Raw genomic sequence first — 26,894 nt, forward strand, 5'->3', positions numbered from 1 at the left:
GCTGACAGTGCTGCAGGAATGTAAAGGTGGAAACGAAGAGTTTTGTTATGTCCCATGTTCAGCGTAGGACTAGATCATTCGGCGCCGCACCCGCCACACCACCACGCCGATCAGGATCGCCGCGACCGCGACGAACACCGCCGCCTCGATGAGCTGGAACGTCCAGAACCGGTCGGCCGGGTGGTAGACCCCGAACCGCTGGATGCCGCGTTCGTGCAGGAACTGGCTGAGGTTCGTGCCGGCCTGGTTGGCCGCGTCCTCCAGTTCGTAGTACTCCGTCGAGCTCAGCCTGCGCCCGGCGGCGTCCGCGTAGCCGCGTTCGATCACCCAGTCGGCGACGCCGGCTCCGGCCTGACCCTTCGTGCCGCCGGCGGGGACCGGCTCCATGGTGGTGAGCGGCGTGGCGTACGCGGGACGGGCCAGAAGCGCCACCGACATCCGGGCGGCGAGGAACGCCCCGAACGCGACGCCGAACGCGGGCAGGCTGCGCCGCAGGATCGCCCCCGCGGCGGTGGCGACGCCGAACGCGAACAGCGCGTACGCCAGCGGAACGAGCCCTTCCAGGTCGAAGGCGTCGTACTGGAACCGCCCTTCCCAGGCGTCGAACGGCTGACGGAACCAGGTGAGCACGGCGGTGAACATGCCGGTGAGCGCGACTGTGACGCCGGCCAGCGCGGCGAGCTTGGCCACCAGCCAGCGCATCCGCGGCACGGCCTGGGTCCAGGCGAGCTGCCAGGTGCCGTCCTCCAGTTCGCGGGCGAGCAGCGGCGCGCCGAGGAACGCGCCGATGACGACGGGCACCAGGTAGAAGGCCGCGAGGAGGTTCTCGACGTATCCGTACTCCTCGTCGAGCCGGCGGAAGGCGGCCGTGCACGTCTCGCCGGCGCCTGCTGTTCCCGCGCACCGGGCGGGGCCGCCGGGGAACAGGTCGTGGGCCTGCGTCCCGAGCACGAGCAGGGCGATGCCGAACACGCCGAGGAGCAGACCGAGGACACAGACCTCGGTGCGGTGCTGGCGCCAGATCAACCACGTCATGCCGCCACCTCCGACGGGACCGCGGCGCCCGGCTCGGACGGCCGGCGCAGGTACGCCAGCACCAGGTCCTCCAGCCCGACCGGCTGGGCCTGCCAGCCCGGGGCGGCCGGGATCCCGCCGTCGCGTACCAGCAGGGTGGTGTGCCGGTCGCTGTGGACGGCCTCCACGACGGCGCCGGCCCGGTCGAGGTCGGTGGCCGTGCGCGGGCCGACGAGCAGCCGGTGCTCGGCGAGGAGGGTGTCGATGTCACCGGTGAGCGTGACCCGGCCGTGGTTGAGCACGACCAGGTGGTCGCAGACACGTTCCAGCTCGTGCACGACGTGGGAGGAGAACAGGACCGTCACGCCGTCTTCGGCCACCGCGCCCATGAGGACCTGCAGGAATTCGCGCCGGGCCAGCGGGTCGAGGCTGGCGACCGGCTCGTCGAGGACCAGCAGGTCCGGCCGTTTCGCCAGGGCCAGGGCCAACGCGACCTGGGCCTGCTGCCCGCCGGAGAGCGAGCCGGCCCGGCGGTCCAGCGGGATGCCCAGTTTCGCCAGCCGGCGCTCGGCCAGCCCCTGGTCGAAGCGGAGGTTGCAGGCCCGGCCGAAGCGGAGCATCTCGGCGACGGTGAAGCGCTTGTACAGCGGGTGGTCCTGGGCCAGGAACCCGATCCGGGACAGGGTCTGCGGGGTGCTGGCGGTGACGTCGTGGCCGAGGACCTCGACGGTGCCGGTGCTCGGCGCCAGCAGTCCGACGATCAGGCGCAGCAGCGTGGTCTTGCCCGCGCCGTTCGGCCCGACCAGGGCGATCACGCCGCCCGCCGGCAGGGTCAGGGTGCAGTCGCGCAGCGCCCAGCCCTTCCGGTACCGCTTGCCCACGCCGTCGGTGCGCAGCGCGATCTCGGTGTCTGTCACGCCACGTCCTCGTTTCTCGTCTGCTGGTGGACGGAGGTGAAGAGCGCGTCGACCGCCTGCTCGTCGAGGCCGGCCTCGTAGGCGCGGCGCAGCCACGTCGCCAGGCCGCGGCGCAGCGACGTGTACGTCGACGGCGACATCGCGGCCGACTGCTGCTCGGTGACGAACGTGCCCTGGCCGGGCCGGCCGGTGACCAGGTTCTCCTGCTCCATCTGCCGGTACGCCTTGGCCACGGTGTTCGGGTTGATGGCCAGGTCCTCGACCACCTCGCGGATGAGCGGGAGGCGGTCGCCGGGTTGGAGGAAGCCCAGCAGCACCGCCTGGCGGACCTGCTGGACGAGTTGCAGGTACGGCGGCACGCCGGAGTGGGTGTCGAGCCGGAAGACGAACACGGTGTCCCTTCGCTGTTTTACTAGTACCGTAGTAAAGCAGCAGGTGGGCGGTCAAGAAGGGCGGGTTGGCCGCGGCTGGGGGATCGACATGATCGCCGATGGCTGTATCGTTGCCGACGCCGCATCCCGCAGGCCGCTTCCAGCAAGGACGACCATGACCGCCTCCACCGTCACCGCCGTCATTGACCTCGACCTGACCGGCCCCACCATCTCCCGCCACGTCTACGGCCACTTCGCGGAGCACCTGGGGCGCTGCGTCTACGGCGGCTTCTGGGTGGGGGAGGGCTCCGCGATCCCGAACGAGGGCGGGATCCGCCTCGACGTGGTGGAGGCGCTGCGCCGCATCGGCATCCCGAACCTGCGCTGGCCGGGCGGCTGCTTCGCCGACGACTACCACTGGCGCGACGGGATCGGCCCGCGCGAGCTGCGGCCCCGCATGGTCAACTCGCACTGGGGCGACGTGGTCGAGGACAACTCCTTCGGCACGCACGAGTTCATGGCGCTGTGCGAGCTGCTGGGCGCGGATCCGTACGTCTCCGGCAACGTCGGCTCGGGCAGCGTGCGGGAGATGTCCGAGTGGGTCGAGTACCTGACCCGCGGCGACGACTCTCCGATGGCCGCGCTGCGGCGGGAGAACGGGCGCGACGAGCCCTGGCGGGTCCCGTTCTGGGGACTGGGCAACGAGGCGTGGGGCTGCGGCGGCAACCTGCGCGTCGAGCAGTTCGCCTCGCTGGCCCGCCAGTACGCCACCTACGTCCGCGACCACGGCGACAACACCGTCTACCGGATCGCCGCGGGCGCGAACAGCGACGACTACCACTGGACCGAGACGTTGATGCGCTCCTTCGACGACCTGGCGGCGCCGGACTCCCGCGCCTGGCCGTTCCAGGCCGTCTCGCTGCACTACTACACGATGACCCGAGGCTGGTCGTCGAAGGGCGCGGCGACCGGCTTCGACGAGGAGGAGTGGTACCTCGCGCTGCGGAACGCGACCCGGATCGAGGAGCTGGTCTCACGCCACGAGGCGGTCATGGACCGCTGGGACCCGCAGCGCAAGGTCGGCCTCGTCGTGGACGAGTGGGGCACCTGGTGGGACGTGGAGCCGGGCACCAACCCCGGCTTCCTCTACCAGCAGAACACGCTGCGCGACGCGCTGGTGGCCGCGGTGCACCTCGACACGTTCCACCGCCACGCGGCGCGCGTCGTGATGGCGAACATCGCGCAGACAGTGAACGTGCTCCAGGCCATGATTCTCACCGACCCGGAGACGGGCGCGCTGGTGCTCACGCCCTCGTACCACGTGTTCGCGATGAACCGGGCCCACCACGACGCGGCGTCGCTCGCGGTGACCTTCAAGGGCGAGGTCCCGGTGCGCGAGGTGGCGGGGGATCACCTGGCGACGCTCTCGGCGTCCGCCTCGACGCGCGGCGACACGGCGCTGGTCTCGCTGTCGAACCTCGACGCGCGGCGTCCGGCGACAGTCGTCCTCGACCTGCGCGGACGGGACGTCACCGCCCACCGGGCCACGATCCTGACCGCCGACGCGCTCGACGCGCACAACACGCCGTCGACCACGGGCGTCGCGCCCCGCGAGCACGCCGGGGTCACGGACCACCCGCGTGGCCTGGAGGTCGAACTGCCGCCGCACGCGTACGTCACGGTGGCGCTCGACCTCGCCTGACCGCCGGACACACGGCTCCGCGCACGGCCGCGTGACGACAGCGGTCCGGTGACGCCTGCGTTCCTCTCCTCACTCCGGCGCCTGGGGCCAGGAAATCGCCAGTGACCTCGGTCGATCGAGTTCGCCCAGTGGCGCGCTGCTCGGTCCGATAATTTTCGGTGCTGTGTCGGTCGGAACGTCTGCCTCTTGCTCGGTGCTACCGCAGGCAGCGGGGTCGTTGACGGATGGCGGGGCACTTAGTAGCCTCAGCGCACACAATCCTGGCATGTAAATATCTCGATAAGTTTCGGAGACGACGACCTCGCCTGCGGTGCCCACCGCCGGCAGGGCCGCCGCGCTGATTCGCCACGGTCACCCGACCACCGCCGCGCACGATTACCGCATGGAGGGCCGTTGAAACGCGTCCGGAGCACCGTAGCCATCATCGCCACCGCCGCGCTCCTCCTCGGCGGATGTGGCGGATCAGACGGCGAATCCGACTCGAAGACCTTCGAGTTCTGGTCGTTTGCCAACATCAACCAGAAGGCCGACGTCGACGTCTACACCAAGGCGCACCCCGATGTGCGCATCAAGCTCACCGAGGTCGGCAGCACCACCGAGACCGCGCAGGCGCTCACCGCCGCGCTGGCCGGTGGCAAGGTGCCCGACCTGGTGCTCATCCAGGCCGACGACCTGCCGAAGTTCATGCAGTCGCCGGACAACTTCGTCGACCTCACCACGCTGGGCGCCGGCGACATCAAGGGGAACTACCTCGACTGGGTGATGTCGCAGGCGACGACCAAGGACAACAAGATCATCGGGGTGCCGACCGACGTCGGCGGGCTGGCGGTCGCCTACCGTACCGATCTGTTCAAGGCGGCCGGCCTGCCCACCGACCGGGACGAGGTCGCCAAGCTCTGGCCGACGTGGGACGAGTTCATCAACGTCGGTAAGCAGTACGTCCAGAAGACCGGGAAGCCGTTCGTGGACAACACGCCGACCAGCGTCTTCTTCCAGGCGGTCAACCAGGGCAGCCAGCGCTACTACAGCGCCGACCGCAAGCTCGACTACGACAACGAGCAGGTCAAGGCGGCGTTCGACGTGACGCTGAAGGCCTTCGAGGCGGGCATCTCCGCCAAGCAGGGGTCGTTCTCCTCCGGCTGGACCGCGGCCATGAAGAAGGGCGACTACGCGGTGGTGTGCTCACCGTCCTGGATGCTCAGCCAGATGAAGACGAACGCCCCCGAGACGAACGGCAAGTGGGACATCGCCACCATTCCCGGGGGTTCGGGGAACTGGGGCGGCAGCTTCCTCGCCATCCCCAAGCGCGCCAAGAACGCGAAAGCGGCGTGGAACTACATCTCCGAGATGCAGTCGCCGAAGGGTCAGCTCGAGCACTTCCTGATGCAGGGGTCGCTGCCCACCACGCCGTCGGTCTACACGGACCCGCAGCTGGTCGGAAAGACCGACCCGTTCTTCAGCAACGCGCCGATCGGCAAGATCTACACCCAGTCGGTGCTGGGGATCAAGCCCTTCTACTTCGGCCCGCAGGACGGCCCGATCGGCACCGAGTTCCTCAACACGCTCACCAGCGTCGAACAGGGCAAGGTGAGCCCGGCGAAGGCCTGGGACACCGCGCTGACAAACGTCAAGAACGCCGTACGCGAATGACCGAGGGCTGACGTGCGGCAGCCGGGCACCGCCCGGCTGCCGCCCATCGCGGAGGTGACGCTTTGACCACCATGCTCAGCCCGGCCACGGCCCCGCCGGACCTCCGGCGGCCCCATCGCAGACGGCGGATCCAGCAGGGCGTACGGGAGTTCCTGGCGCCGTACGCGTACATCGCGCCGTTCTTCGTGCTCTTCCTGATCTTCGGTCTCTTCCCGCTGCTGTTCACCTTCTACATCTCCCTGTTCGACTGGGATCCCATCGGTGAGCACCGTTTCGTGGGGCTGGACAACTTCACCGAACTCCTGCACGACCCGCGCTTCTGGGGCGCGTTGCGGAACACGTTCAGCATCTGGGTGATGTCGACGGTGCCGCAGTTGCTCCTGGCGCTCGGCCTGGCGCATCTGCTCAACCACGCGCGGCTGCGGCTGGCCGCGTTGTTCCGGATGTCGGTGCTCGTCCCCTACGTCACCTCGGTCGCGGCCACGACCATCGTCTTCGCGCAGATGTTCGACCGCGACTACGGCATGATCAACTGGTTCCTCGGGCTGCTGGGCTTCGACCACATCGACTTCACAGCCTCGCTCTGGGGCAGCCACGTCATGATCGCCACGATGATCGCCTGGCGCTGGACCGGGTACAACACGCTGCTGTACCTCGCCGCGCTGCAGTCGGTACCCCGGGAGCTGTACGAGGCCGCCGCCGCCGACGGCGCGAACGGCTGGAAACAGTTCCTGCACATCAGCATCCCGTCGTTGCGGCCGATCATCGCGTTCACCGTCGTGACGTCGACCATCGGCGGGTTGCAGGTCTTCACCGAGCCGCTGCTGGCCAACCCGGTGGGCGGGCTCACGTGCGGGGCGGCACGGCAGTGCCAGACCGTCACCCTCTACCTCTACGAGCAGTCCTTCGGGCAGTTCCACTTCGGCTACGGCGCGGCGGTCGGCGTCGCGCTCTTCGTCATCGTGGTCGCCTTCTCCGGACTCAACTATCTGCTGGCCACCCGCGTCCGCTCGGAGCGCCCATGAAGCCCGCACCCTCGACAGCCGCGCCCGTACGGACCCGGCGGCGCTCGGCCAACCGCGTCTCGATCGCGGTGTACGCGCTGCTCACGCTCGTGGCGCTCGCCAGCGTCTTCCCGCTCTACTGGATGTTCGTGGTGGCGACGACGGACTCCGCCACCGCGACGACCCTCCCGCCGACGATCACACCCGGCGGCAACTTCCTGCACCTGGCGGAGCTTGTCTTCACCATCGTGCCGTTCGTGCAGTCCCTGCTCAACAGCGTCATCGTCGCCGGCACGATCGCCGTGGGCCAGGCGGTGCTCTGCGCGCTGGCCGGGTTCGCCTTCGCCAAGCTGTCCTTCCCCGGCCGCAACACGCTGTTCCTCATCGTCGTGCTGACCATGACGGTGCCGGCGCAGCTGGCGGTGGTGCCGCAGTACCTGATCATGTCCCAGCTGGAGTGGGTCGACACCCTGCAGGCGGTGATCGTTCCCGGTCTGGTCAGCGCGTTCGGCATCTTCTGGATGCGTCAGCACATCGGCAGCACCATCGACGACGAGCTGATGGCCGCGGCACGTGTCGACGGCGCCACCACCTGGCAGATCTTCTGGCGGATCGCGTTCCCGCTGGTCCGCCCGGCGGCGTACGTGCTGGGGCTGTTCACGTTCGTCTACGCGTGGAACGATTTCCTGTGGCCGTTCATCGTCCTGAAGTCGCCGGAGAACTACACCGTCCAGATCGCCATCAAGGCGCTGCAGCAGAACCGGGACATCGACCTGGGGCTGGCCATGTCCGGCTCGTTCCTGGCCACCATTCCGCTGCTGGTGCTGTTCGTGTTCGTCGGACGCCGTCTGGTGCAGGGAATCATGGAAGGCGCATTCAAGGGGTGAGGTCCGTCTCGGTCCCGTCAGCCGGCCGGCCGGTAGTCGAACCAGTCGAAACCGGCGCTTCCCTCGGTGACGTACATGCCGATGACCCGGCCGGTGAACCCGGAGGCGACCTCGGTGGACAGGTAGCGTCCGTCGAGCTCCGCCAGGCACGACCAGCCGTCGCCGGTCTCGACCTCGAAGCTGATCGTGTCACTGCCGGCCGCCGTGACGCCGACGAGGCCCGCCCGCGCCAGGTCGCCGGACGAGGTGACCGTCGGGGGCAGCACGCCGGTGGTCCGGATGGCCAGCGCCACGGTCACCGCCCCCGCGGGCACCGGGCACTCCCCGAACACCTGCCGAAACGGTCCGACCCGGCCGACGACCCGGGCCTGCCCCCGGGCGAGCTCCAGGTCGTAGTGGTGGGCCTCGTCGATCCTGATCGTCAGGCCGGACCGGCCGGAGCCGGGATCGATGCGGGCGCTGACCCGGCAGTCGTGGTGCTGCTGGCGGCGGCCGACGACGGTGGCGCCACTGCGGTCGAGGCTGTCGCCGGTCGCGTGCAGCGTCAGCCAGCCGGGCCGGTCGGTCAACGACCACGCCGAATCGGGCCGGCTACGGGGAGAGATCCACTGTGGGCCGAGCCGCTCGTCGTCGAAGTCGTCCCGCTCGGCCCACCGGCTCGTCCCATCCGGGCCGGTGACGATCGAGACCGGGTCGACCACCGGCCACCCGTCTACCCAGCGCACCGGCGCCAGGAACGTCTCCCGTCCCAGGACGTGGTAGGGCGGCCACTGGCCCTTCGGCCGGATCCCCAGCAGAACCATCCACCAGCTGCCGTCGGCCGCGTCGACCATGTCGGCGTGCCCGGTCGCCTGCACCGGCCGGTCGGTGCCGCGATGCGTCAGGATCGGATTGGCCGGCCCGGGCTGGAACGGCCCGCGCGGCGAGCGGGCGCGAGCGACACTCACCGCGTGGCCGGTGTGGGTGCCGCCCTCCGAGACGAGCAGGTACCACCAGTCGCCGACCCGGTACAGATGCGGCGCCTCCGGGTACTGGCCGCCCGTCCCCGACCACATCGGCACCGGCCCTTCCAGGACCTCTCCGGTACGCGGGTCGATCCGGTACGACTCGACCCCGGACACCGTCATCCAGCAGGTGCCGTCGTCGTCCCACGCCAGCGACGGGTCCACGTGGGGCAAATCCAGGTAGACCGGGTCCGACCACGGGCCGGCCGGGTCGGTCGCCGTGACGATCAGGTGCCGGTCGAGCGTGACGTTCGTCGTGACGACCCAGAACCGGCCGTCGTGGTGGCGGATCGTCGGCGCGTAGATGCCCCGCGAGGCGAGCGTGTCGGCCGGCAAACGGAGCTGACCGGCGCGGTCCAGCACGTTGCCGATCTGCCGCCAGCTGACCAGGTCACGACTGTGGAAGATCGGCACACCGGGCGCGTACTCGAAGCTCGAACACACGAGGTAGTAGTCCTCACCGGCGCGGCAGATGCTCGGATCGGGCCAGAAGCCCGGGAGGATCGGGTTGCGGTAGCCGTCGTCCGCAGGCTCCGGTTCCATTTCCGCTCCTTCTCGTACGGGCACAACGCCTCCACGAGTGTCGATGTCGCGAACCGTATCGGACAACCCGCGAGCGGGCGATGACAGTTCTCGGCCGCCTCCTGTCCCGGCGCCCCCGTCGCGACGCGGCCACGGAGTTCCCGTACACCTTCACCGTGCGGCGCGGGCTGCGCGTGCCGATGGACGACGGCGTCGAGCTGGTCGCCGACCTCTACCAGCCGGTCGGCGTGGTGGAACCGCCGTTGCCCACGATCGTCGTCCGCTCCCCGTACGGCCGGCACGGCTCGCTGACCCACGCGCCGGCGCTGGCCCGCGCGGGGTTCACGGTGCTGGTGCAGAGCTGCCGCGGCACCGGTGGATCCGGTGGCCGTTTCCGGCCCCAGCTCGACGAGGAGCGCGACGGCATCGCCACCCACCGGTGGGTACGCCGCCAGCAGTGGTGCGCCGGCACCGTCGCGACGTACGGGGAGAGCTACCTCGGCTACACCCAGTGGGCGGTGGCCGGACGGATGTGCCGTGACGACCCCGGCAACGCCCCGGACGCGCTGTGCCTGAACGTCACGATGGCCGACTTCGGCCCGATCACCTGGACCAACGGCGCGTTCTCGCTGGAGGGCTCGCTCGGCTGGTCGCGCCGGATGGACCTGCGGGGCCTGCGCGGCGCCCTGGTCCGGGCGTGGCTCGCGCGGCGGCCGGACCGGAAGCTGGCCGCGGCCTTCGACGTGCTGCCGCTGTCCGGTGGCGACACCGCGGTGGCGGGCCACCCCATCAGCTGGTACCAGGACTGGCTGGCCCACGAGAAGCTCACCGACGACTACTGGACCCGGCAGTCGCACACCGCGTCGGTGCCCGACGTCACCGCGCCCGTGTACATGGCCACCGGCTGGTACGACATCTTCCTGCCCTGGCAGCTGCGCAACTACGCCCAACTCGCCGCGGCCGGCCGTCCGCCCCGGCTGACCATCGGCCCGTGGGGCCACAGCAGCGCGCAGAGCCCGTTCCTCACCGAGTCCATCGCGTTCCTCAAGGAACACTTCGCCGGCGCGCCCACGACCCGGCCGGCGCCGGTGCGCGCCTTCCTCACCGGCGCGGAGCAGTGGCACGATCTGCCCGCGTGGCCACCGCCGGGCACCGTGGCGCAGCGGTGGCACCTGCACCCGTCGGGGCTGCTCGACCCGGCCGTCCCCGGCGCGGGCAGCACCCGCTACACCTACGATCCCGACCGGCCCACGCCCGCGCTCGGCGGCCCCGGCATGGGCCCGTCCCCGGGGCCGGTCGACAACAGCGCCCACGAACGCCGCGCGGACGTGGCCGTCTTCCGCAGTCCACCGCTGGCGCACGCGCTCGTACTCGCCGGGGAGCCGACCGCCCATGTCCGGTTCCGTTCGACGGCGGCCAGCGCGGACGTGTTCGTGCGGATCTGCGACGTGCACCCCGACGGCCGCTCGATGAGCGTGAGCGACGGGATCCGCCGCGTCGGCGGCGTCGGTACCGCGACTACCGACCCGCAACCGGACGAGGACGGGTTCGTCGAGCTGGAGGTGCCGCTGTGGCCGGCGTTCCACCGCTTCGCCGCCGGCCACCGCGTCGCCGTGCAGGTCAGCTCCGGAGCGCATCCGCGCTACGCCCGCAATCCCGGCACCGGCGAGCCGGCCGCCACCGCGGCCAAAACGGTACGGGCGGAGCAGGAGATCTCCCACGGCGGCGACCACCCGTCCCGGATCGACCTGCCGGTATGGACCTGAACAGACATCTCCAGAAGGGACCCCCGGATGGCATCCGTATTCCATGTGGCGACAAGCGGTTCCGATCGCGCCGACGGCTGCGCCGAGCGGCCGTTCCGGACGATCAACCGGGCGGCCGGCGTCGCCCAGCCCGGTGACACGGTGGTGGTGCACGCGGGGGAGTACCGCGAGTGGGTGAAGCCACGCCACGGCGGTCTCAGCGACTCCCGCCGCATCACCTACGAGGCCGCGCCCGGCGAGCACGTGGTGATCAAGGGATCGGAGCGCGTCACCGGCTGGGAGCCGCTCGGCGGGACGGTGTGGCGGGCACGAGTCGACAACGCGCTGTTCGGCTCGTTCAATCCGTTCGCCGAGGAGGTGACAGGTGACTGGATCGTCCACCGCACCGGCACGCCACCCAAGCACCTCGGTGAGGTCTACCTGAACGGCCTGAGCTTCTTCGAGGTGGGGAGCCGCGCGGAGGTCGAGGACCCGCCCCGGCGTACCGAGGTCGTCGACGACTGGACCGGGGTGACCCGTCCGGTCGGCGATCCCGACCAGGCCCGGCTCGTCTGGTACGCCGAGGTCGGTGAACAGACGACGATCTGGGCCAACTTCCAGGGCGCCGACCCGAACACGGAACTCGTCGAGATCAACGTACGCCGCAGCGTCTTCTACCCGGAACAGCCGCACCTGGACTACATCACCGTCCGTGGCTTCGAGTTGGCGCACGCGGCCAGCCCGTGGGCGCCACCGACCGCCGACCAGCCGGGCCTGATCGGACCCGGCTGGGCGAAGGGCTGGGTCATCGAGGACAACGTGATCCACGACGCCAAGTGCTCGGCGATCTCGATCGGGAAGGAGGGCTCCACCGGGCAGAACTTCTCCGCTCTGCGCGGCGACAAGCCGGGCTACCAGTACCAGCTGGAGTCGGTCTTCGCGGCCCGCCGGATCGGGTGGGACCGGGAGCACATCGGCTCGCACGTGATCCGCCGCAACACGATCTACGACTGCGGCCAGAACGCGATAGTGGGTCACCTCGGGTGTGCGTTCTCCACCATCGAGGACAACCACATCCACCGCATCGGCCTGAAACGCGAGTTCTACGGGTACGAGATCGCCGGCATCAAGCTGCACGCCGCCATCGACGTGGTGATCCGGCACAACCGGATTCACGACTGCTCGCTCGGCACCTGGCTGGACTGGCAGGCGCAGGGCACCCGGGTCTCCCGCAACGTCTACCACGACAACTGCCGGGACCTCTTCGTCGAGGTCAGCCACGGCCCCTACCTGGTCGAACACAACATCTTCGGCTCACCCGCCGCGTTGGAGCTGTTCAGCCAGGGCGGTGCCTTCGTCAACAACCTGATCTGCGGCACGGTACGGCTGGAGCCGGTGCTGGACCGCGCCACCCCGTACCACCTGCCGCACAGCACGCAGGTCGCCGGGTACGCGGTGATCTACGGTGGGGACGACAGGTACGTGGGCAACCTCTTCCTGGGCGGCGATCCGGGCGCGGCCTACGCGACGGGTGCGGAGGGTCGGGGGACGCCGCTGTGCGGCACCGCCGGATACGACGGCCATCCCGCGTCGTTCGCGGAGTACCTGGCCCGCCTGGACGAGCAGCCGCCCAGCGACCAGAAGAAGTACCTCGACGTGAAACAGCCGGTGTACGCCCGGGCGAACGCCTACGCCGCGGGCGCCCGGCCGTTCGCGGGCGAGCGTGAGCCATGGGTGCTGGACGCCGCGACGGCGACGGTCGTCGCGGAGGGGGACGCGGTCTGGCTCGTCACCGACCTGCCCGAGACGTTCGACGAGGCCCGTGTCGGTGTGGTCACCGGCCGGGATCTGGAACGGGTCCGGTGCGCCGACGCGGATTTCGAGGAGGCGGACGGCAGCCCGGCCGTCATGGACGTCGACCTGGTGGGGGAACTCCGGCAACCGGGAGGGGAAGGCGCCGTCGGCCCGATCGCGGGTCTCGGGTCCGGTGCGCGCCGCACGCGCGTCTTCTGACGGCGGACCCGCCCGTACGCGAACGGAGACGGTGACGCCGGGCGGCGCCACCGTCTCCGTCTGCCTCAGCCGCGCGCGGCCCAGTCGCCGAGGGCCCAGTCGCGCACCTCGGGCATGTCCTCCAGGTGCTCCACCACGTACGTCTCGTGGCGGTCGAGCTGGCTGCGGCACCACGCCTTGAGGTCGGCGGCGCCGCGTGGGAGGCGCTTGGCGTTGTTGATGGCGTCCATCACGAGGTGGTACCGCGACGCCTTGTTGCGCACCGTCATGTCGAACGGCGTGGTGGTCGTGCCCTGCTCGATGAAGCCACGCACGCGGAACCGGTCCGCGTCCGGGCGGCCGTGGACGAGCTGGTGGATTGCGCCGGGGTAGCCGTGGAAGGAGAAGATCACGTCTACGTCGTCGGTGAACAGCTCGGTGAACAAGGTCTCGCTCATGCCGTGCGGGTGGTCCTTGGGCCGGACCAGGGTCATCAGGTTGACCACGTTGACCACGCGGACCTTGAGCCCGGGCAGCCGCTCGCGCAGGATCTGCGCCGCCGCGACCGTCTCCATGGTGACGACGTCGCCGGCGCAGGCCAGGACGATGTCGGGGTCGCTGGTGCCGTCGTCGGTGCCGGCCCACTCCCAGATCCCCGCGCCGCGGGCGCAGTGTTCGATCGCCTCGTCCATGGACAGGTACTGCAGCTGCGGCTGCTTGTCGATGACGATCAGGTTGATGTACGACCGCGACCGGAAGCAGTGGTCGGCCACCGACAGCAGGGTGTTGGCGTCCGGCGGCAGGTAGACCCGGGCGACGTCGCCCCGCTGGGTGAGCACCACCTGGATCAGGCCCGGCCCCTGGTGGGAGAAGCCGTTGTGGTCGTTGCGCCACGCCGTCGAGGTGAGCAGCACGTTGAGGCTCGGCACCTTCGCCCGCCAGGGCAGGTGCTTGGCCTCCTGCAACCACTTGCCGTGCTGCACGGTCTGCGAGGCGCTGACCATCGCGAACGCCTCGTAGGTGGCGAACATGCCGTGCCGGCCGGTCAGGTTGTAGCCCTCCAGCCAGCCGTGGCAGTTGTGCTCGCTCAGCACCTCCATCACCCGGCCGTCGCGGCCGATCGCCACGTCCTGCGGTGTCACCCGCTCCATGAAGGCACGGTCGGAGACGTCGAAGACGCTGCCGAGGCGGTTGCTGTTGGTCTCGTCCGGACAGAACAACCGGAACCGGTCGGCGTTGCGCGTGTAGATGTCGCGGATCATCTCGCCCAGCTTGCGCGTCGACTCGGCCCGCTGCTGCGCCGGCCGGGGCACCTCGATCGCGTACGACCGGAAGTCCGGCAGGTCCAGGTCCCGGGTCAGCAGGCCGCCGTTGGCGTGCGGGCTGGCGCTCATCCGCAGGTCGCCGTCGGGGGCCTGGTCCCGGATCAGCGCCACCGGCGCGCCGGTGGAATCGAACAGCTCCTCCGGACGGTACGACCTGAGCCAGCGCTCGAGCAGCGCGAGGTGCTCCGGGTTGTCCTTGACGCCGGACAGCGGCACCTGGTGCGAGCGCCACGTGCCGGTGACCGGCGTCCCGTCGACGGTGTCCGGGCCGGTCCAGCCCTTCGGCGACCGCAGGACGATCAGCGGCCAGGTCGGGCGGGTGCCGTCCCAGGAACCGTCACGGGCGGCGGTCTGGATGTCGCGGATCCTCGTCCACGCGGCGGCGAGCGCGGCGGCGAAGCGGTGGTGCATGCCGGGCAGGTCGGAGCCCTCGACCTCGATGACGTCGTAGCCGTGGCCCCGCAGCAGGTGGCGTACCTCCTCGGGGTCCTTGCGCCCGAGTACGGTGGGACCGGAGATCTTGGCGTCGTTGAGGTGCAGGATCGGCAGGACCGCGCCGTCGCGTTCGGGGTTGAGGAAGGACACGCCCTTCCAGGAGCCCTCGAGCGGCCCGGTCTCGGCCTCGCCGTCGCCCACCACCGCGATGGCCAGCAGGTCCGGGTTGTCCATCACCGCGCCGAACGCGTGGACCAGGACGTAGCCCAGCTCGCCACCCTCGTGGATGGAGCCCGGGGTGGTCACCGACACGTGCGACGGGATGCCGCCCGGGCTGGAGAACTGCCGGAACAGGCGCAGCATCCCGGCCTCGTCCTGGCTGACGTCCGGGTAGATCTCGCTGTAGGTGCCCTCCAGATAGCCGGCGGCCACCAGCGCCGGCCCGCCGTGGCCCGGGCCGGCCAGGTAGATCGCCTGCTGACCGGTGTGCCGGATCAGCCGGGAGACATGCGCGTAGATCAGCGACAGGCCGGGGCTGGTTCCCCAGTGGCCGAGCAGGCGCGGCTTGATGTGCTCGGTCGACAGCGGCTCGCGCAGCAGCGGGTTGCCCTGCAGGTAGATCTGCCCGATGGTCAGGTAGTTGTTCGCCCGCCACCACGCGTCCAGACGGGCGAGTTCGGTGTCGTCGAGTTCGGCGAGCGTACGGATTTCGGATTCGACCGCGGTCACCGTGCTTCCTTTCACTGATCTCGTCATGTCCGGACCCAGGTTAGGCCCAGCCGGGCTCGTTCACCGGGGGCCGCAGACCGCAAGCCGCGGGACCTTCGGCCCTCTCGATCCGTAGTACGCGGCGCGCATCAGTTCCTGCATGTCGCCGAGCATCGGCATCCGCGGATTGGCCGGCGCGCACTGGTCCTCGTACGCGTTCAGCGCCTGCTGCGGCAGCGCGGCGAGGAAGGCCCGCTCGTCCACCCCGACGGCCGCGAACGACGGCTCGATGCCGACCTCGTCGCGCAGGCGCTCGATCGCCGTGGCCAGGGCTTCGACCGCTTCGGCGTCGGTGGCCGCGGGCAGCCCGAGGGTACGGGCGATGTCGGCGAAGCGCTGCGGCGCCCGGTACGTCTCGTACCTGGGCCAGCCGGTGAGCTTGCTCGGCACGGTCCCGTTGTACCTGATGACGTGCGGGAGCAGGATCGCGTTGGTGCGCCCGTGTGCGACGTGGAACGTGGCACCCAGGGTGTGCGACATGGCGTGCACGATGCCGAGGAAGGCGCTGCCGAACGCCATGCCGGCGATCGTGCCGGCGTTGTGCATCTTCTCGCGGGCCACCGGGTCCGCGGCGCCCTGGTGCACGGCCCGGGCGAGGTTGCCGAAGATGAGCCGGACGGCGTGCAGGGCCAGACCGTCGGTGAAGTCGTTGGCGTAGACCGACACGTACGACTCGATGGCGTGGGTGAGCGCGTCGAAGCCGCTGTCCGCGGTGACCACCGCCGGCAGGTCGGCGGCCAGGACCGGGTCGACGATCGCCACGCTCGGGGTGAGTGCGTAGTCGGCGAGCGGGTACTTCTTGCCGGAATCGGTGTCGGTGATGACCGCGAACGGGGTGACCTCGGCTCCGGTGCCGGAGGTGGTCGGAACGCAGACGAGCTGGGCCAGCGCGCCGAGGGTGGGGAACTTGAAGGCGCGTTTGCGGATGTCGAAGAACTTCTCCCGCAGATCGGCGAAGACCACCTCGGGGTGCTCGTAGCGCAGCCACATCACCTTGGCGGCGTCCATCGCCGAACCGCCCCCGAGCGCGACGATGGTGTCCGGGCGGAACGAGCGCATCAACTCGGCGCCCCGGTCGACCGTTTGTACGCTGGGCTCCGGCTCGACGTCGTCGATGATCTGCAGGGCGACCTGCTCGCGGCGGCGGTGCAGCACGGACAGCACGCGGTCCACGTACCCCAGTCTGGTCATGGTGTGGTCGGTCACCACGGTGACCCGGCGGACGCCGGGCATGTCGGCGAGGTAGCGGATCGCGTTCGGCTCGAAGTAGATCTTCGGCGGCACCTTGAACCACTGCAGGTTGTTCGTCCGCCGGGCCACCCGCTTGATGTTGATGAGGTCGACCGCTGTGACGTTGTGCGACACCGAGTTGTGGCCGTAGCTTCCGCAGCCCAGCGTCAGCGACGGCAGGAAGGCGTTGTACATGTCGCCGATGCCGCCCTGCGAGGCCGGCGCGTTCCAGATGATCCGGACGGCCTTGACCCGGCGGCCGTACGCCTCGGCCAGGTCGGCGTCGCGCGTGTGGATGACGGCGCTGTGCCCCAGGCCGTCGAACTCGACCATCTGCTCGGCGTACTCGAATCCCTGGTCGTGGCCGGTGGCGGGCAGCAGGGCGAGCACCGGGCAGAGCTTCTCCCGGGTCAGCGGCTCGGCCGGGCCGACCCGGTCGACCGGAACCAGGATGATCGAGGTGTCCGGGGCGACCGGGAATCCGGCGTGTTCGGCGATCCAGGTCACCGGCTGCCCGACCACGTCCGGGTTGAGCTTCCCGGAGCCGAAGAGCAGCTTCTCCAGCAGCGACTTCTCCTCCGGCGTCGCGATGTGGGCGTGCAGTCGCCGGAACTCGGCGAGGGCGGCCGGCCGGATCGCGTCGTCGATGATGACGGCCTGCTCGGAGGCGCAGATCATGCCGTTGTCGAACGCCTTGGACAGCACCACGTCGTTCACCGCGCGGGCCACGTCGGCCGATGCCTCCAGGTACGCGGGGACGTTCCCGGCGCCGACGCCCAGCGCCGGTTTGCCGGTGGAGTAGGCGGCGCGGACCATGGCGTTGCCGCCTGTCGCCAGGACCACCGAGACGTCGGGATGCCGCATCAGCTCGTTCGTCGCGGCCACCGACGGCTCGTCGATCCACTGGATGCAGTGCTCCGGCGCGCCGGCGGCGACGGCGGCGTCGCGGACCGTGCGGGCCGCTTCCTGGCTGCACCGTTGCGCCGCCGGGTGGAAGGCGAAGATGACCGGGTTGCGGGTCTTGAGGGCCAGCAGCGCCTTGAAGATGGTGGTCGAGGTCGGGTTCGTCACGGGCGTCACCGCGGCCACCACGCCGACCGGCTCGGCGATCTGGGTGATGCCCGTGATGTCGTCCTGAGCGATCACCCCGACCGTGCGGACGTCGGCCATGTGGTTGGTGACGTGTTCGCAGGCGAAGATGTTCTTCACCGCCTTGTCCTCGAACACGCCGCGACCGGTCTCCTCGACCGCGAGCATCGCGAGTTCGGCGTGCCGGCCGAGCGCCGCCACCGACGCCTTCTTCACGATCCCGTCGATCTGTTCCTGGCCGTAGGAGTCGTAGGCGGCCAACGCCGTGAGACCGTTCTCCACCAGGGTTCCGATCATGCTTCCGCCCTCCATCGGTCGTCACCCCGAACATAGATCCGCGGTGATCGATGCGACTATGGCCGGTGGGCCCGCGAGGACGGGACCACCGGCCCGCGCTTGGCCCGCTGGATCTGTTCGTAGACGTGGGTCCGCAGTTCGGTGAACCGGGGCAGGGCCCGGGTGGTGAGCTGATCGCGTTCCGCCGGGAGGTCGATCACCAGGTCCTCCTGCACCCGGGTCGGTGAGTTCGACAGGACGAGCACGCGCTGGCCCAGGTAGACGGACTCGTCGATGTCGTGCGTCACGAAGACGGTGGAGATCCCCCGGGTCAGGTGCAGTTCGCGGACGAGGTCCTCCAGGTCCGCGCGGGTCTGCGCGTCCACCGCGGCGAACGGCTCGTCCATGATCAGCACGTCCGGCTGGTACGCGATGGCGCGGGCGATCGCCACCCGTTGCTGCATTCCGCCGGAGAGCTGCCACGGGTGGCTGCGCGCCGACTGCGGCAGCCCGACCGCGTCGAGGGCGTCGGCGACCAGCCGGGCGCGTTCGGCGCGGGAGAGCTTCTTGTGGCGGAGCGGAAGCTCCACGTTGCCGCGGACGGTCAGCCACGGGTAGAGGCTGCGGCCGTACTCCTGGAAGACCACGGCCATCGCCGGGCTCGGCCCGGTCACCGGCGAGCCCTCCATCTCGACCAGGCCGCTGGTGGGCCGCAGCAGTCCGGCGAGGCATTTCAGGAGCGTGGTCTTGCCGCAGCCGGAGGGACCGACGACGCACAGCAGCTCACCGGGATCCATGGTGAAGCTGAGATCCCCGATCGCCTCGACCTCGCCCCGGCCGGAGGCGTAGACCTTCCGCAGGTGCTCGACCCGCAACAGGGGGGTCCCGTCAGGCACGGGTGATCTCCTTCATTCCGTGGTACCAGCGCAGGACGCGGCGTTCGACGACACCGAAGGCCACGGCGAGGAAGACGCCGATGAGGCCGAGCAGGAGGATGCCGCTCCACATCTCGGCGATGAGGTAGTTCCGCTGGAAGTAGGCGATCCGGTAGCCGAGACCGGCCGACGACGCGAACATCTCCGAGATGACCATGAGGATCAGGGCCACCGAGAGCGCCTGCCGTACGCCGGTCATGATGCGCGGACTCGCCGCCGGGAGGATCAGCAGCCACAGCCGGTCCCACCGCGAGATCCGGAACGAGCGCGCGGTCTCCAGCATCACGCTGTCGGTCGACCGGACGCCTTCGATCGTGTTCAGCAGGATCGGCCAGATCGCGCCGGAGGTGATGACGACGACCTTCATGGTGTCGGTGATGCCGAGCAGGAGCATCGCGACCGGGATCAGCACCGGCGGCGGAATCGCGCGGAAGAACTCCAGCAGCGGTTCGAGCATCTCGCGTAGCGGGCGGAGCCGGCCGATGACGACGCCGGCGGCGACGCCGAGCAGGATCGACGCGAACAGGCCGATCAGGAGCCGGTACACGCTCGGCAGGACGTCCTCGACGAACGCCGGGCCGATCCAGGTCTGCCGGAACGCGTCGAGGAGCGTGCCGGGGCCGACGAGGAACCGGCTCGTCGACCGGGTGGACCAGACCGCCCAGAGGCCCACGGCCAGGATCGGAAGGCCGACCGCGAACAGGAGGTTCTCGGCGACCCTGACGCCCAGGTCACGAGGGCGGGCCTTTGCCGCGCCGACGGCGGTCATCGGGCCGCCTCGTCCGCGAGCACCGACTGGTGCCAGGCCAGCGAGCGGCGTTCGACGAAGCGGAACACGACGTTCACCAGCAGGCCGAGCATCCCGGTGACCACGACGAGGCCGTACAGGCCGACGGCGTCACCGGCGGAGCGGGACAGCTCGATCATCCGACCGAGGCCGGGGTTGCCGATCACCATCTCGGCGGTGACGGCCAGGATGAGCGCGACCGCCGCGCCGAGGCGCAGGCCGGTCATCAGGTACGGCAGAGCGGTCGGCAGGATGAGGTAGCGCAGCCGCTCGGCGCGGGTGAGGCCGAAACTCCGCGCGGTGTCCCGGGCGACGCTGTCGACGTCGGCGACGCCGTAGATCACCTGCACGAACACCTGCCAGAACGCCGCGTAGACGATGATGACGAGAGCGGCGCGCATCTGCAGGCCGAACATCAGCACGGCCAGCGGGATCAGCGCGACCGACGGCACCGGTCGCAGGAACTCGACTGTCGTGTGGGTCGCGCGACGCAGGAACGGCACCATCCCGACCACGGTGCCCAGCGCGACCGCCGCGAGCGTCGCCACCGTCAGACCGATCGCCCACGACGTCATGGTGAGCCGGACCCGACGCCAGAACGCCAGGTCGCGGACCTCCTGGGCCAGCCGTCCGAACACGTCGGTGGGGTACGGCAGGTAGTCCGGGTCGACCAGCCCCAGCGCCGGGATCAGTTGCCAGACGACGAGGAACCCCAGCAGGCCGACGGCGCCCAGCAGGATCTTGCGCATCGGCCGGCTACTGCTGCTGCTGGATGAGGCGGTCGAAGTCGGGGCGCCGGTCGAGTACGCGGTACTTCTGGGCGAGCGTCGCCAGTTGCTCCAGGCCGGCCCGGTCGAGCTCCCATCCGAACGCCGGGAGCCGCACGGAGTCCGCCACCGCCTCCGGCAGTTCGAGGTTGTCCTTGATGGCCTGGCGCAGATCCTTCTCGTTGGCCGGATCCTTGGCCCAGGCGAGCGTCTTCTTCATCGCCGCCGAGAAGTCCGCGACCAGGGCGGCGTCGGAGTCCTTCAGCTTGCTCGACGTGATCGTCGTCAGGGTGGTGAGTCCGGGGACGGTGGCCTGGTACGGGGCGACCACGAGGACGTCGCCGCGCTTGCGCATCTGGGTGATGAACGGCTCGGTCACCCAGGCGGCGTCGATGTTGCCGGCGGCGAGCTGGGCGGGCGCGTCCGGGAAGGCCACCTCGACGAACTTGACCTTGGTGGGGTCGCCGCCGTCCTTCTCGACCGCCGCCATGATCGTGACGTCGCCGGCGGCACCCAGGCTGTTCACCGACACCTTGCGCCCGGCGAGCTGGGACGGCCGGGTGATGCCGGATTTCGCCGACGCCAGCACGGCGTTGATGTCGTCACCGTCGGCGTAGGACGACGCGTAGTTGCCGATGATCACCACGCCGAGGTTCTGCAGGTCGGCCCGGAACGGGCCGAACGGCTGACCGATGGCGAAGTCGATGTCGCCGTTGATCAGGGCCGGGATGGCCTGGGCCCCGCCCTGTGCGGGCACCACTTCCACGTCGAGCCCCTGCTCCCGGAAGATGCCCGCCTTGATGCCGCCCCACAGCGCGGCGGTCTCGCTGATGGGCAGCGCCGCCACGCGGACCTTGCGCAGCTCGCCGCTCGACCCGGGGGACGGATCGGTGGCGTCGGAGTCGGTGCAGCCGGTCAGGGCGATCGCGACGCTGGCGAGAACAGCCAGGGCGGTGACCTTCTTCATGGACGAGCCCTTCCGTGCGAAGCGCTGGTGCATCCGGAGGAGTGGGGGCGGGCGAACAGAGGTGAACCATCCGACCGCGTCGATCAGCGTCGTGCAGAGTTGATTGATTGTCAAGAATTCTGATAAGGCCACTCGCATTGCGACCGAAGTGGTCCGACCTCGATGACAATGCGTCTTGACGAACGACGATTTTGTGACCAAACTGTGCGGTGGCGGAGGGGGCGACGACTTGGCGATCGTGATCGTGGGCGCTGGTATCGGTGGCCTCACCACCGCGCTCAGCCTGCACCGGGCCGGCTTCCGTGACATCGCCGTCTATGAGCGCGCCGACGCGCTGCGCCCACTCGGCGTCGGGATCAATCTGCTTCCGCACGCCGTCCGAGAGCTGACCGAATTGGGTCTCGGAGAACGCGTGGAAAGGCTGGGCGCCGCACCCGGCACACTGGCTTACTACAACCGGCACGGTCAGCAGATCTGGAGCGAGCCGCGCGGACTGGACGCCGGATATCGCTGGCCGCAGCTTTCCGTGCACCGCGGCCGGTTCCAGATGGAACTGCTCGCCGTGGTGCGGGAACGGCTGGGCGCCGACGTGGTGCGCACCGGGCACCGGCTCGTCGGCGTCCACGACGGCGTCGCACGCTTCGCCACGGCAGCGGGAGAGGTGAGCGTCGCGGCCGACCTGATCGTCGGCGCGGACGGCATCCACTCCGCGCTGCGCCGGCAACATCAGCCCGACGAAGGGCCGCCGATCTGGAACGGGCTGACACTGTGGCGGGGGACGGCCCGGGCACCCGGATTCCTGGACGGGCGAACCATGATCATGGCGGGGGACGCGGAGCAGAAGTTCGTCGCGTACCCGATCGGTCCCGGCGTGATCAACGTCGTGGCCGAGCGGCGCGGCCCCGGCTTCGCCGGGCCCAACGCGGACTGGAACCGGACCGTCGACCCCGCGCCCGTCGTCGCGCTCTTCGCGGACTGGCGTTTCCCGTGGCTCGACGTGCCGGAACTGCTGGCCGCCGCCGACGAGATCCTCGAATACCCCATGGTGGACCGCGACCCCATCGACACGTGGACCCACGGGAACACGACACTGCTCGGAGACGCGGCACACCCGATGTACCCGAACGGCTCCAACGGGGCGTCGCAGGCGATCCTGGACGCGCGTACCCTCGCCTTCCACCTCGCCACCGCGACGACGGTCCCGGCGGCGCTGGACGCCTACGAGGCGGACCGGCGGCCGGCGACCACCGCGCTCGTGCTGAGCAACCGGCGGCAGGGCCCGGAGCAGGTGATGGTGCTCGCCCGCGAGCGCGCGCCGGACGGGTTCGCGCACATCCACGACGTCATCCCGCCGGAGGAGCTCACCGAGATCGCCACCGGCTACAAGAAGGCGGCCGGCTTCCTGCCCGCCGATCTCAACGAACGCGCCTCCCTGACGCCGACGGTCTTCTCCGGTGTCCTGCCGTGACCGGCCCCGAATCGGCCGAACTGGACGCGGCACGCCTGGCCTCGGTCATCTCACCGCTGCGCCGCACGCTGCTCGCCGCCGCCCGGGCCGCCGAGCACCTGCCGGAGATCCCGGACGCGCAGATCGAGATCGTGCGGGCACTGCCCCGCGGCACCGTGTCCGGCCCCGGTGAGCTGGCCGAACGACTCCGCCTGAGCCGCTCGACGGTCAGCAACCTGCTCACCACGATGGAGGGCAACGGCCTGGTCGAGCGCCGCCCCCGTCCCGGCAACCACCGCCACGTCGACGTCCTGGCCACCCCGAAGGCCCTCGACCTGTTCGACCGCTTCGACCTCGCGAGCGGAGACCTGGTCGCCCGCGCCGCGGCCACCCTGTCGGCGGCGGACCGCGCGGCCCTCGCCGCCGCGGTGCCCGCGCTGGAGCGCCTGCGCGACGCGCTCGCGGACACCAAGGACACCCCATGAGTACGCGTCGACCCGCGGTCAGCGCCCCGGCGGTGCCCGGACTGGAGGCCGCGTTCGACGTGGAGGTGCGGCTCGGCGCGCTGGAGGACCACGGGGTGACCCGCGCGGGCCACCGGCGCGTGGTGCCTGTCGTCGGCGGCCGGGTCACCGGCCTGTTCGACGCCGACATCCTGCCCGGCGGCGCCGACTGGCAGCTGGTCCGCCCCGACGGCGCGATCGAGATCGACACGCGCTACTCGGCGCGCACCGCCGACGGCGGCCACGTCTACCTCCGGACGTTCGGCGTCCGCAGCGGCCGCCCGGAGATCCTCGCGGCGTTGTTGCGCGGCGACGCGGTCGACCCCGCCGAGTACTACTTCCGCCTGGGCGTACGACTGGAGACGTCGGTGCCCGCGCTGGCCGCGCTGGAGCAGTCGATCTTCGTGGCGTCGGCGATCCGCGAGGCCGACCGGGTGCGCTACACCGCCTACCGCGTCACCTAGATGGTTTGCGTTCCGGGCCTCAGATCTGCACTCCCGCGTAGATCCACGGCACGATCAGCGCGTACCCGAGGAGGAGCGCGCCGACGGTGACGACCGGTGAAGATCATGTGGGTGTCGGGTACGCCAGGGCGCGCTTGTCCGGCTTGCCGCTCGCCGCCACCGGAACCCGCTCGATGGCCTGGATCGTCTTCGGTGCCGACGAGTCGCCCAGCGCCTCCGTCACCACGGCACGCAGCCGCCCGGCATCGATGTCGTGACCGGCGGCCGGCACCACGTACGCGTGCACCGCCTCCCCGGTGACGTCGTCGGGACGGCCGACGACGTACGCCTCGGCGACCGTGGGATCGGCGGCGAGGACCCGCTCGATCGGGCCCGCGTACACCAGGTTGGCGTGCACGATGATGACGTCCCGGATCCGGCCGAGCAGGTGCAGGTAGCCGTCGCCGTCCAGCCGGGCCAGGTCGCGGGTGCGCACCCAGCCGTCGACGAACACGTCGGCGGTCTCGTCCGGGTCGTCCCAGTAGGCGGTGGCCTGCGCCGGTGTCCGCACGAACAGTTCCCCCTCGGTGGCGGGCCGGCCGTCGGCGTCCCGGATGGACAGCGCGGTCACCGCCGGTGGGCGGCCGACCGAGGCGAGCGCGGCCGGGGACGCCAGCATCTCGGCCGGCGTCACCATCGTGATCATCCCGGTCTCGGTCTGGCCGTAGCCGTGGAAGACGACGGGGCCGAGCACGTCGAGCGCCTCGGCCAGCCGGCCCGGTGGGAGTGGGGAGCCGGACACCAGCAGGGCCCGCAGGCTGCTCAGGTCGACCGGATCGGCGCGCTGGTCGCGCACGAGCTGGTACAGCTTGCCCACGGTGATGACGCTGGCGGTCGCCCGGTGCCGGGCGATCATGCCGGGGAAGCCCGGGGGCCGGGCCGCGACGAGGGTGCCGCCCGCAGCCAGGGTGAGGATGCCGTACTCCAGCATCACCTGGCTGCTCAGCGAGCCGAAGACCAGGTAACGCTGGAGCCGGGTGGCGAGGTCGGCGATCGCCGGGGGCCACCGGTCCGGGTACGGGGCCCAGGCCGCGCTCATCGCCGCGTACGTCTGCGCGCAGCCCTTCGGGCTGCCGGTGCTGCCGCTGGTCCAGACGATCCGGGCGACGTCGTCCGGGCGACCGGCGGCGATCAGCGGCCTTCCGTCGTCGGCGGTGCCCGCCAACTCGGCGACCCGGGCGTCGTCGACCAGCAGCGTGTTCTCGCCGAGTTGCCAGGCGCGGTGGGCCGGTGTCAGGTCGGGGCGGATTCCGGATACCCGGGCGCCGACCGCGAACGCCGCGATGATCGCCGCGAACGCCTCCGCGGTGACGCCGAGCCGCAGGGCCACCCCGACGCCGGGGCCGGCCCCCGCGGCCCGGAGCCCGGCGGCGATGCGCCGGACCAGCCGGTACATCTGGGCCGTGGTCACGGTCTGGTCGCCGTCCTCGAAGACCGGCCGGTCGTCACCGGTGGCGAGCAGGTCCAGCACGGGCTGCGGCCAGACCTCAGCCGGCATCGGAGAGCACGCCCTTGACGAAGAGCACGAGCGGCTGGTGGTGCACGTCCGGCAGATTCCAGTGGTTCTCCAGGTTCTCCGCGAGGTGGTGCGTCGCGACGACCCGGCCGCCGCGATGGACCCGGACGACCGGGTGCAGGTAGCTGGCGTCGTGCGCGTGCGCGGCGTCGTTCTCGGCGATCCGGGGCACCGTGACGTCGAACGGGTCGACCTGGTCGTGGTCCGGCCCGTACTCCAGGGTGACCACGAACGCGAACGGCTCCGGGCCCAGGCCGCCGTCGTGCACGTACGCGACGGGCACCTCCTCGTGGTAGCGCGCGGTGTCGCCGTCGACGACGACGACGTCGCCGAGGACCGCGAACTGCTGCCACAGCGCGGAGGTGCGGTTGATCCGGGCGATGACCGCGTCGGCGATCGCCTCCGGGGTGGGTTCCAGCGGCGTGGCCGGCCACGGGGTGTCGTGGTGGCGGGCGCCGAGGATTCGGTGCAGGGCCCGCACGCCGTACCGGAAGCCGTGGATGAACCCGTTCGTCGAGCGCTTGAAGTCGCGCTGCTGGGTGAGGGTGCCGGCGAAGTAGAGGCCGGGCACGTTCACCGACTCGTACGCCGGGGTCTGCTCGGGGAAGCGGTCGTTGATGACCAGCCGCGGCCGGGCGGACGGGTCGAAGATGCTCGCGTCGAACCGGAATCCGGTGCAGAGGATGACCCGGTCGTAGTCGATCTGCCGGATCGCCTCGACCGTGCGGGCGTACCGGAAGTCGATCCGGTAGCCGCCGTCGTCGCGCCGGGCGATCCGCTCGACGACGCCGTCGAGGACCGCGTTCTGCGACTTGAGCTGGTACGTGTCGAGGAAGTTGTTGTTCACCGCTCGCAGGTGCCCGACGTAGTGCGACTGCCACGCCAGCTTGATCGAGTGCGGGCCGGCGACGTGGATGACAGCGGCCGTCTCGACCAGGGCGTCAGCGGTCTCGAAGGCCGAGTTGCCCTTGCCGATGATGAGGACGCGCTGGTTCGTGAAGTCGTCCGGGTCGACGCTGACCGTGTCGTACCGCTCGGCGAGCGCGGCGCCCTCGATCGGCGGGACGTACAGCTGGGACACGCCGGTGGCGACGACCACCCGGCGGGCGGTGAGGGTGTCGTCGCCGGTGTCGACGGTGAACAGGTCGCCGTCGCGCGCGATCCGGGTGACCCGGGTGTCGTACCTGACCCGGAGGCCGCGTGCGAAGTCGGCGAGGTAGCGCACCAGGTCGGCCGCGTCCGGGAAGTACCGGCGGCTGTAGTTCTTGAACAGCAGCGCCGGATCGTCGGTGAGCAGCGAGTTCCAGTCCGCGCGCAGGTTGAACTCCGGATCGTCGGACCCGGTCCAGACCTTGTTGATCGAGATGAGTTGCCGGTGCCGGGGGTAGGTGGTGAAGAACGTGCCCGGCGCCGGGCCGGCCTCCAGGACCAGGTAGTCGCGGCCGTCGCGCTCCAGCAGGTGAGCGAGCTGCAACCCGGCCGGTCCGGCTCCGATGATCAGATAGTCGACCGTCATGCGCCGCAACGTAGCGACTCGA

21 protein-coding genes are annotated in these 26,894 nt (G+C 70.5%); 9 read left to right on the forward strand and 12 right to left on the reverse strand.

Going from position 1 to position 26,894, the window contains the following annotated elements:
- Positions 1–69 precede the first annotated feature (69 nt).
- The 3 genes from MCBG_RS00380 to MCBG_RS00390 are packed head-to-tail and all read right to left on the reverse strand — an operon-like array spanning position 70 to position 2,323.
- Positions 70–1,035, reverse strand: a complete 966-nt coding sequence (locus MCBG_RS00380; RefSeq protein ID WP_043322927.1) for an ABC transporter permease subunit — start codon at positions 1,033–1,035, stop codon at positions 70–72.
- Positions 1,032–1,931: an ABC transporter ATP-binding protein gene (locus MCBG_RS00385; RefSeq protein ID WP_043322931.1), complete on the reverse strand. Its 900-nt coding sequence runs from the start codon at positions 1,929–1,931 to the stop codon at positions 1,032–1,034. Before MCBG_RS00385 ends, MCBG_RS00380 begins: the two co-directional genes overlap by 4 nt.
- Positions 1,928–2,323, reverse strand: a complete 396-nt coding sequence (locus MCBG_RS00390; protein WP_043322934.1) for a GntR family transcriptional regulator — start codon at positions 2,321–2,323, stop codon at positions 1,928–1,930. The genes MCBG_RS00385 and MCBG_RS00390 overlap by 4 nt, the downstream gene beginning before the upstream one ends.
- A gap of 154 nt (positions 2,324–2,477) precedes the next feature.
- Between MCBG_RS00390 and MCBG_RS00395 the strand changes: the two genes are divergently transcribed.
- From MCBG_RS00395 to MCBG_RS00410, 4 genes are all read left to right on the forward strand, one after another.
- Complete coding sequence (locus MCBG_RS00395) at positions 2,478–4,004, forward strand: alpha-N-arabinofuranosidase (RefSeq protein WP_043322936.1); 1,527 nt, start codon at positions 2,478–2,480, stop codon at positions 4,002–4,004.
- 393 nt (positions 4,005–4,397) lie between these two features.
- The gene (locus MCBG_RS00400; protein ID WP_043322939.1) at positions 4,398–5,654 is read left to right on the forward strand and encodes an ABC transporter substrate-binding protein; all 1,257 of its coding nucleotides are present in this window, start codon (positions 4,398–4,400) and stop codon (positions 5,652–5,654) included.
- A gap of 71 nt (positions 5,655–5,725) precedes the next feature.
- Positions 5,726–6,679: a carbohydrate ABC transporter permease gene (locus tag MCBG_RS00405; protein ID WP_051611455.1), complete on the forward strand. Its 954-nt coding sequence runs from the start codon at positions 5,726–5,728 to the stop codon at positions 6,677–6,679.
- Complete coding sequence (locus MCBG_RS00410) at positions 6,676–7,545, forward strand: carbohydrate ABC transporter permease (protein WP_043322941.1); 870 nt, start codon at positions 6,676–6,678, stop codon at positions 7,543–7,545. The genes MCBG_RS00405 and MCBG_RS00410 overlap by 4 nt, the downstream gene beginning before the upstream one ends.
- Positions 7,546–7,562: 17 nt before the next feature.
- On the opposite strand, the gene MCBG_RS00415 is transcribed toward MCBG_RS00410, so the two are convergent.
- On the reverse strand, positions 7,563–9,092 hold the full coding sequence (locus MCBG_RS00415; RefSeq protein ID WP_084789375.1) for a glycoside hydrolase family 43 protein: 1,530 nt from the start codon (positions 9,090–9,092) through the stop codon (positions 7,563–7,565).
- An 80-nt stretch (positions 9,093–9,172) separates the two neighbouring features.
- Between MCBG_RS00415 and MCBG_RS00420 the strand changes: the two genes are divergently transcribed.
- Positions 9,173–10,837, forward strand: coding sequence for a CocE/NonD family hydrolase (locus MCBG_RS00420; protein WP_043322944.1), 1,665 nt, complete (start codon positions 9,173–9,175; stop codon positions 10,835–10,837).
- 27 nt (positions 10,838–10,864) lie between these two features.
- Entirely contained in the window at positions 10,865–12,829 is a 1,965-nt protein-coding gene (locus MCBG_RS00425; protein WP_043322947.1) for a right-handed parallel beta-helix repeat-containing protein, read from the forward strand.
- Between the two features lie 65 nt (positions 12,830–12,894).
- On the opposite strand, the gene MCBG_RS00430 is transcribed toward MCBG_RS00425, so the two are convergent.
- Genes MCBG_RS00430 through MCBG_RS00455 form a run of 6 tightly spaced genes read right to left on the reverse strand, consistent with a single transcriptional unit; the run spans position 12,895 to position 21,387 of the window.
- On the reverse strand, positions 12,895–15,324 hold the full coding sequence (locus MCBG_RS00430) for a phosphoketolase family protein (RefSeq protein WP_051610842.1): 2,430 nt from the start codon (positions 15,322–15,324) through the stop codon (positions 12,895–12,897).
- A gap of 33 nt (positions 15,325–15,357) precedes the next feature.
- Positions 15,358–17,952: a bifunctional acetaldehyde-CoA/alcohol dehydrogenase gene (gene adhE / locus MCBG_RS00435; RefSeq protein ID WP_223200965.1), complete on the reverse strand. Its 2,595-nt coding sequence runs from the start codon at positions 17,950–17,952 to the stop codon at positions 15,358–15,360.
- Positions 17,953–18,008: 56 nt separating this feature from the next.
- Positions 18,009–18,827: an ABC transporter ATP-binding protein gene (locus MCBG_RS00440; RefSeq protein ID WP_043322950.1), complete on the reverse strand. Its 819-nt coding sequence runs from the start codon at positions 18,825–18,827 to the stop codon at positions 18,009–18,011.
- A complete protein-coding gene (locus tag MCBG_RS00445) occupies positions 18,820–19,635 on the reverse strand; it encodes an ABC transporter permease (RefSeq protein WP_051610846.1) in 816 nt (271 codons plus the stop codon). Before MCBG_RS00445 ends, MCBG_RS00440 begins: the two co-directional genes overlap by 8 nt.
- Positions 19,632–20,402, reverse strand: coding sequence for an ABC transporter permease (locus MCBG_RS00450; protein WP_043322952.1), 771 nt, complete (start codon positions 20,400–20,402; stop codon positions 19,632–19,634). The genes MCBG_RS00445 and MCBG_RS00450 overlap by 4 nt, the downstream gene beginning before the upstream one ends.
- Positions 20,403–20,409: 7 nt before the next feature.
- Positions 20,410–21,387, reverse strand: coding sequence for an ABC transporter substrate-binding protein (locus MCBG_RS00455; RefSeq protein ID WP_043329931.1), 978 nt, complete (start codon positions 21,385–21,387; stop codon positions 20,410–20,412).
- A gap of 238 nt (positions 21,388–21,625) precedes the next feature.
- On the opposite strand from MCBG_RS00455, the gene MCBG_RS00460 reads away from it, so the two are divergent.
- The 3 genes from MCBG_RS00460 to MCBG_RS00470 are packed head-to-tail and all read left to right on the forward strand — an operon-like array spanning position 21,626 to position 23,801.
- Positions 21,626–22,855: a flavin-dependent oxidoreductase gene (locus tag MCBG_RS00460; protein WP_223201402.1), complete on the forward strand. Its 1,230-nt coding sequence runs from the start codon at positions 21,626–21,628 to the stop codon at positions 22,853–22,855.
- The gene (locus tag MCBG_RS00465; RefSeq protein WP_198033248.1) at positions 22,852–23,319 is read left to right on the forward strand and encodes a MarR family winged helix-turn-helix transcriptional regulator; all 468 of its coding nucleotides are present in this window, start codon (positions 22,852–22,854) and stop codon (positions 23,317–23,319) included. Before MCBG_RS00460 ends, MCBG_RS00465 begins: the two co-directional genes overlap by 4 nt.
- A complete protein-coding gene (locus tag MCBG_RS00470) occupies positions 23,316–23,801 on the forward strand; it encodes a DUF3237 domain-containing protein (RefSeq protein WP_051610848.1) in 486 nt (161 codons plus the stop codon). The genes MCBG_RS00465 and MCBG_RS00470 overlap by 4 nt, the downstream gene beginning before the upstream one ends.
- Positions 23,802–23,904: 103 nt before the next feature.
- Here MCBG_RS00470 and MCBG_RS00475 read toward each other — a convergent pair whose 3' ends face one another.
- Both MCBG_RS00475 and MCBG_RS00480 read right to left on the reverse strand, forming a co-directional pair.
- A complete protein-coding gene (locus MCBG_RS00475; RefSeq protein WP_043322958.1) occupies positions 23,905–25,338 on the reverse strand; it encodes a class I adenylate-forming enzyme family protein in 1,434 nt (477 codons plus the stop codon).
- Complete coding sequence (locus tag MCBG_RS00480) at positions 25,328–26,872, reverse strand: NAD(P)-binding domain-containing protein (protein WP_043322960.1); 1,545 nt, start codon at positions 26,870–26,872, stop codon at positions 25,328–25,330. The genes MCBG_RS00475 and MCBG_RS00480 overlap by 11 nt, the downstream gene beginning before the upstream one ends.
- Positions 26,873–26,894: the final 22 nt, after the last annotated feature.

It is taken from the genome of Micromonospora sp. M42 (assembly GCF_000568915.1).
Lineage (GTDB): Bacteria > Actinomycetota > Actinomycetes > Mycobacteriales > Micromonosporaceae > Micromonospora > Micromonospora chalcea.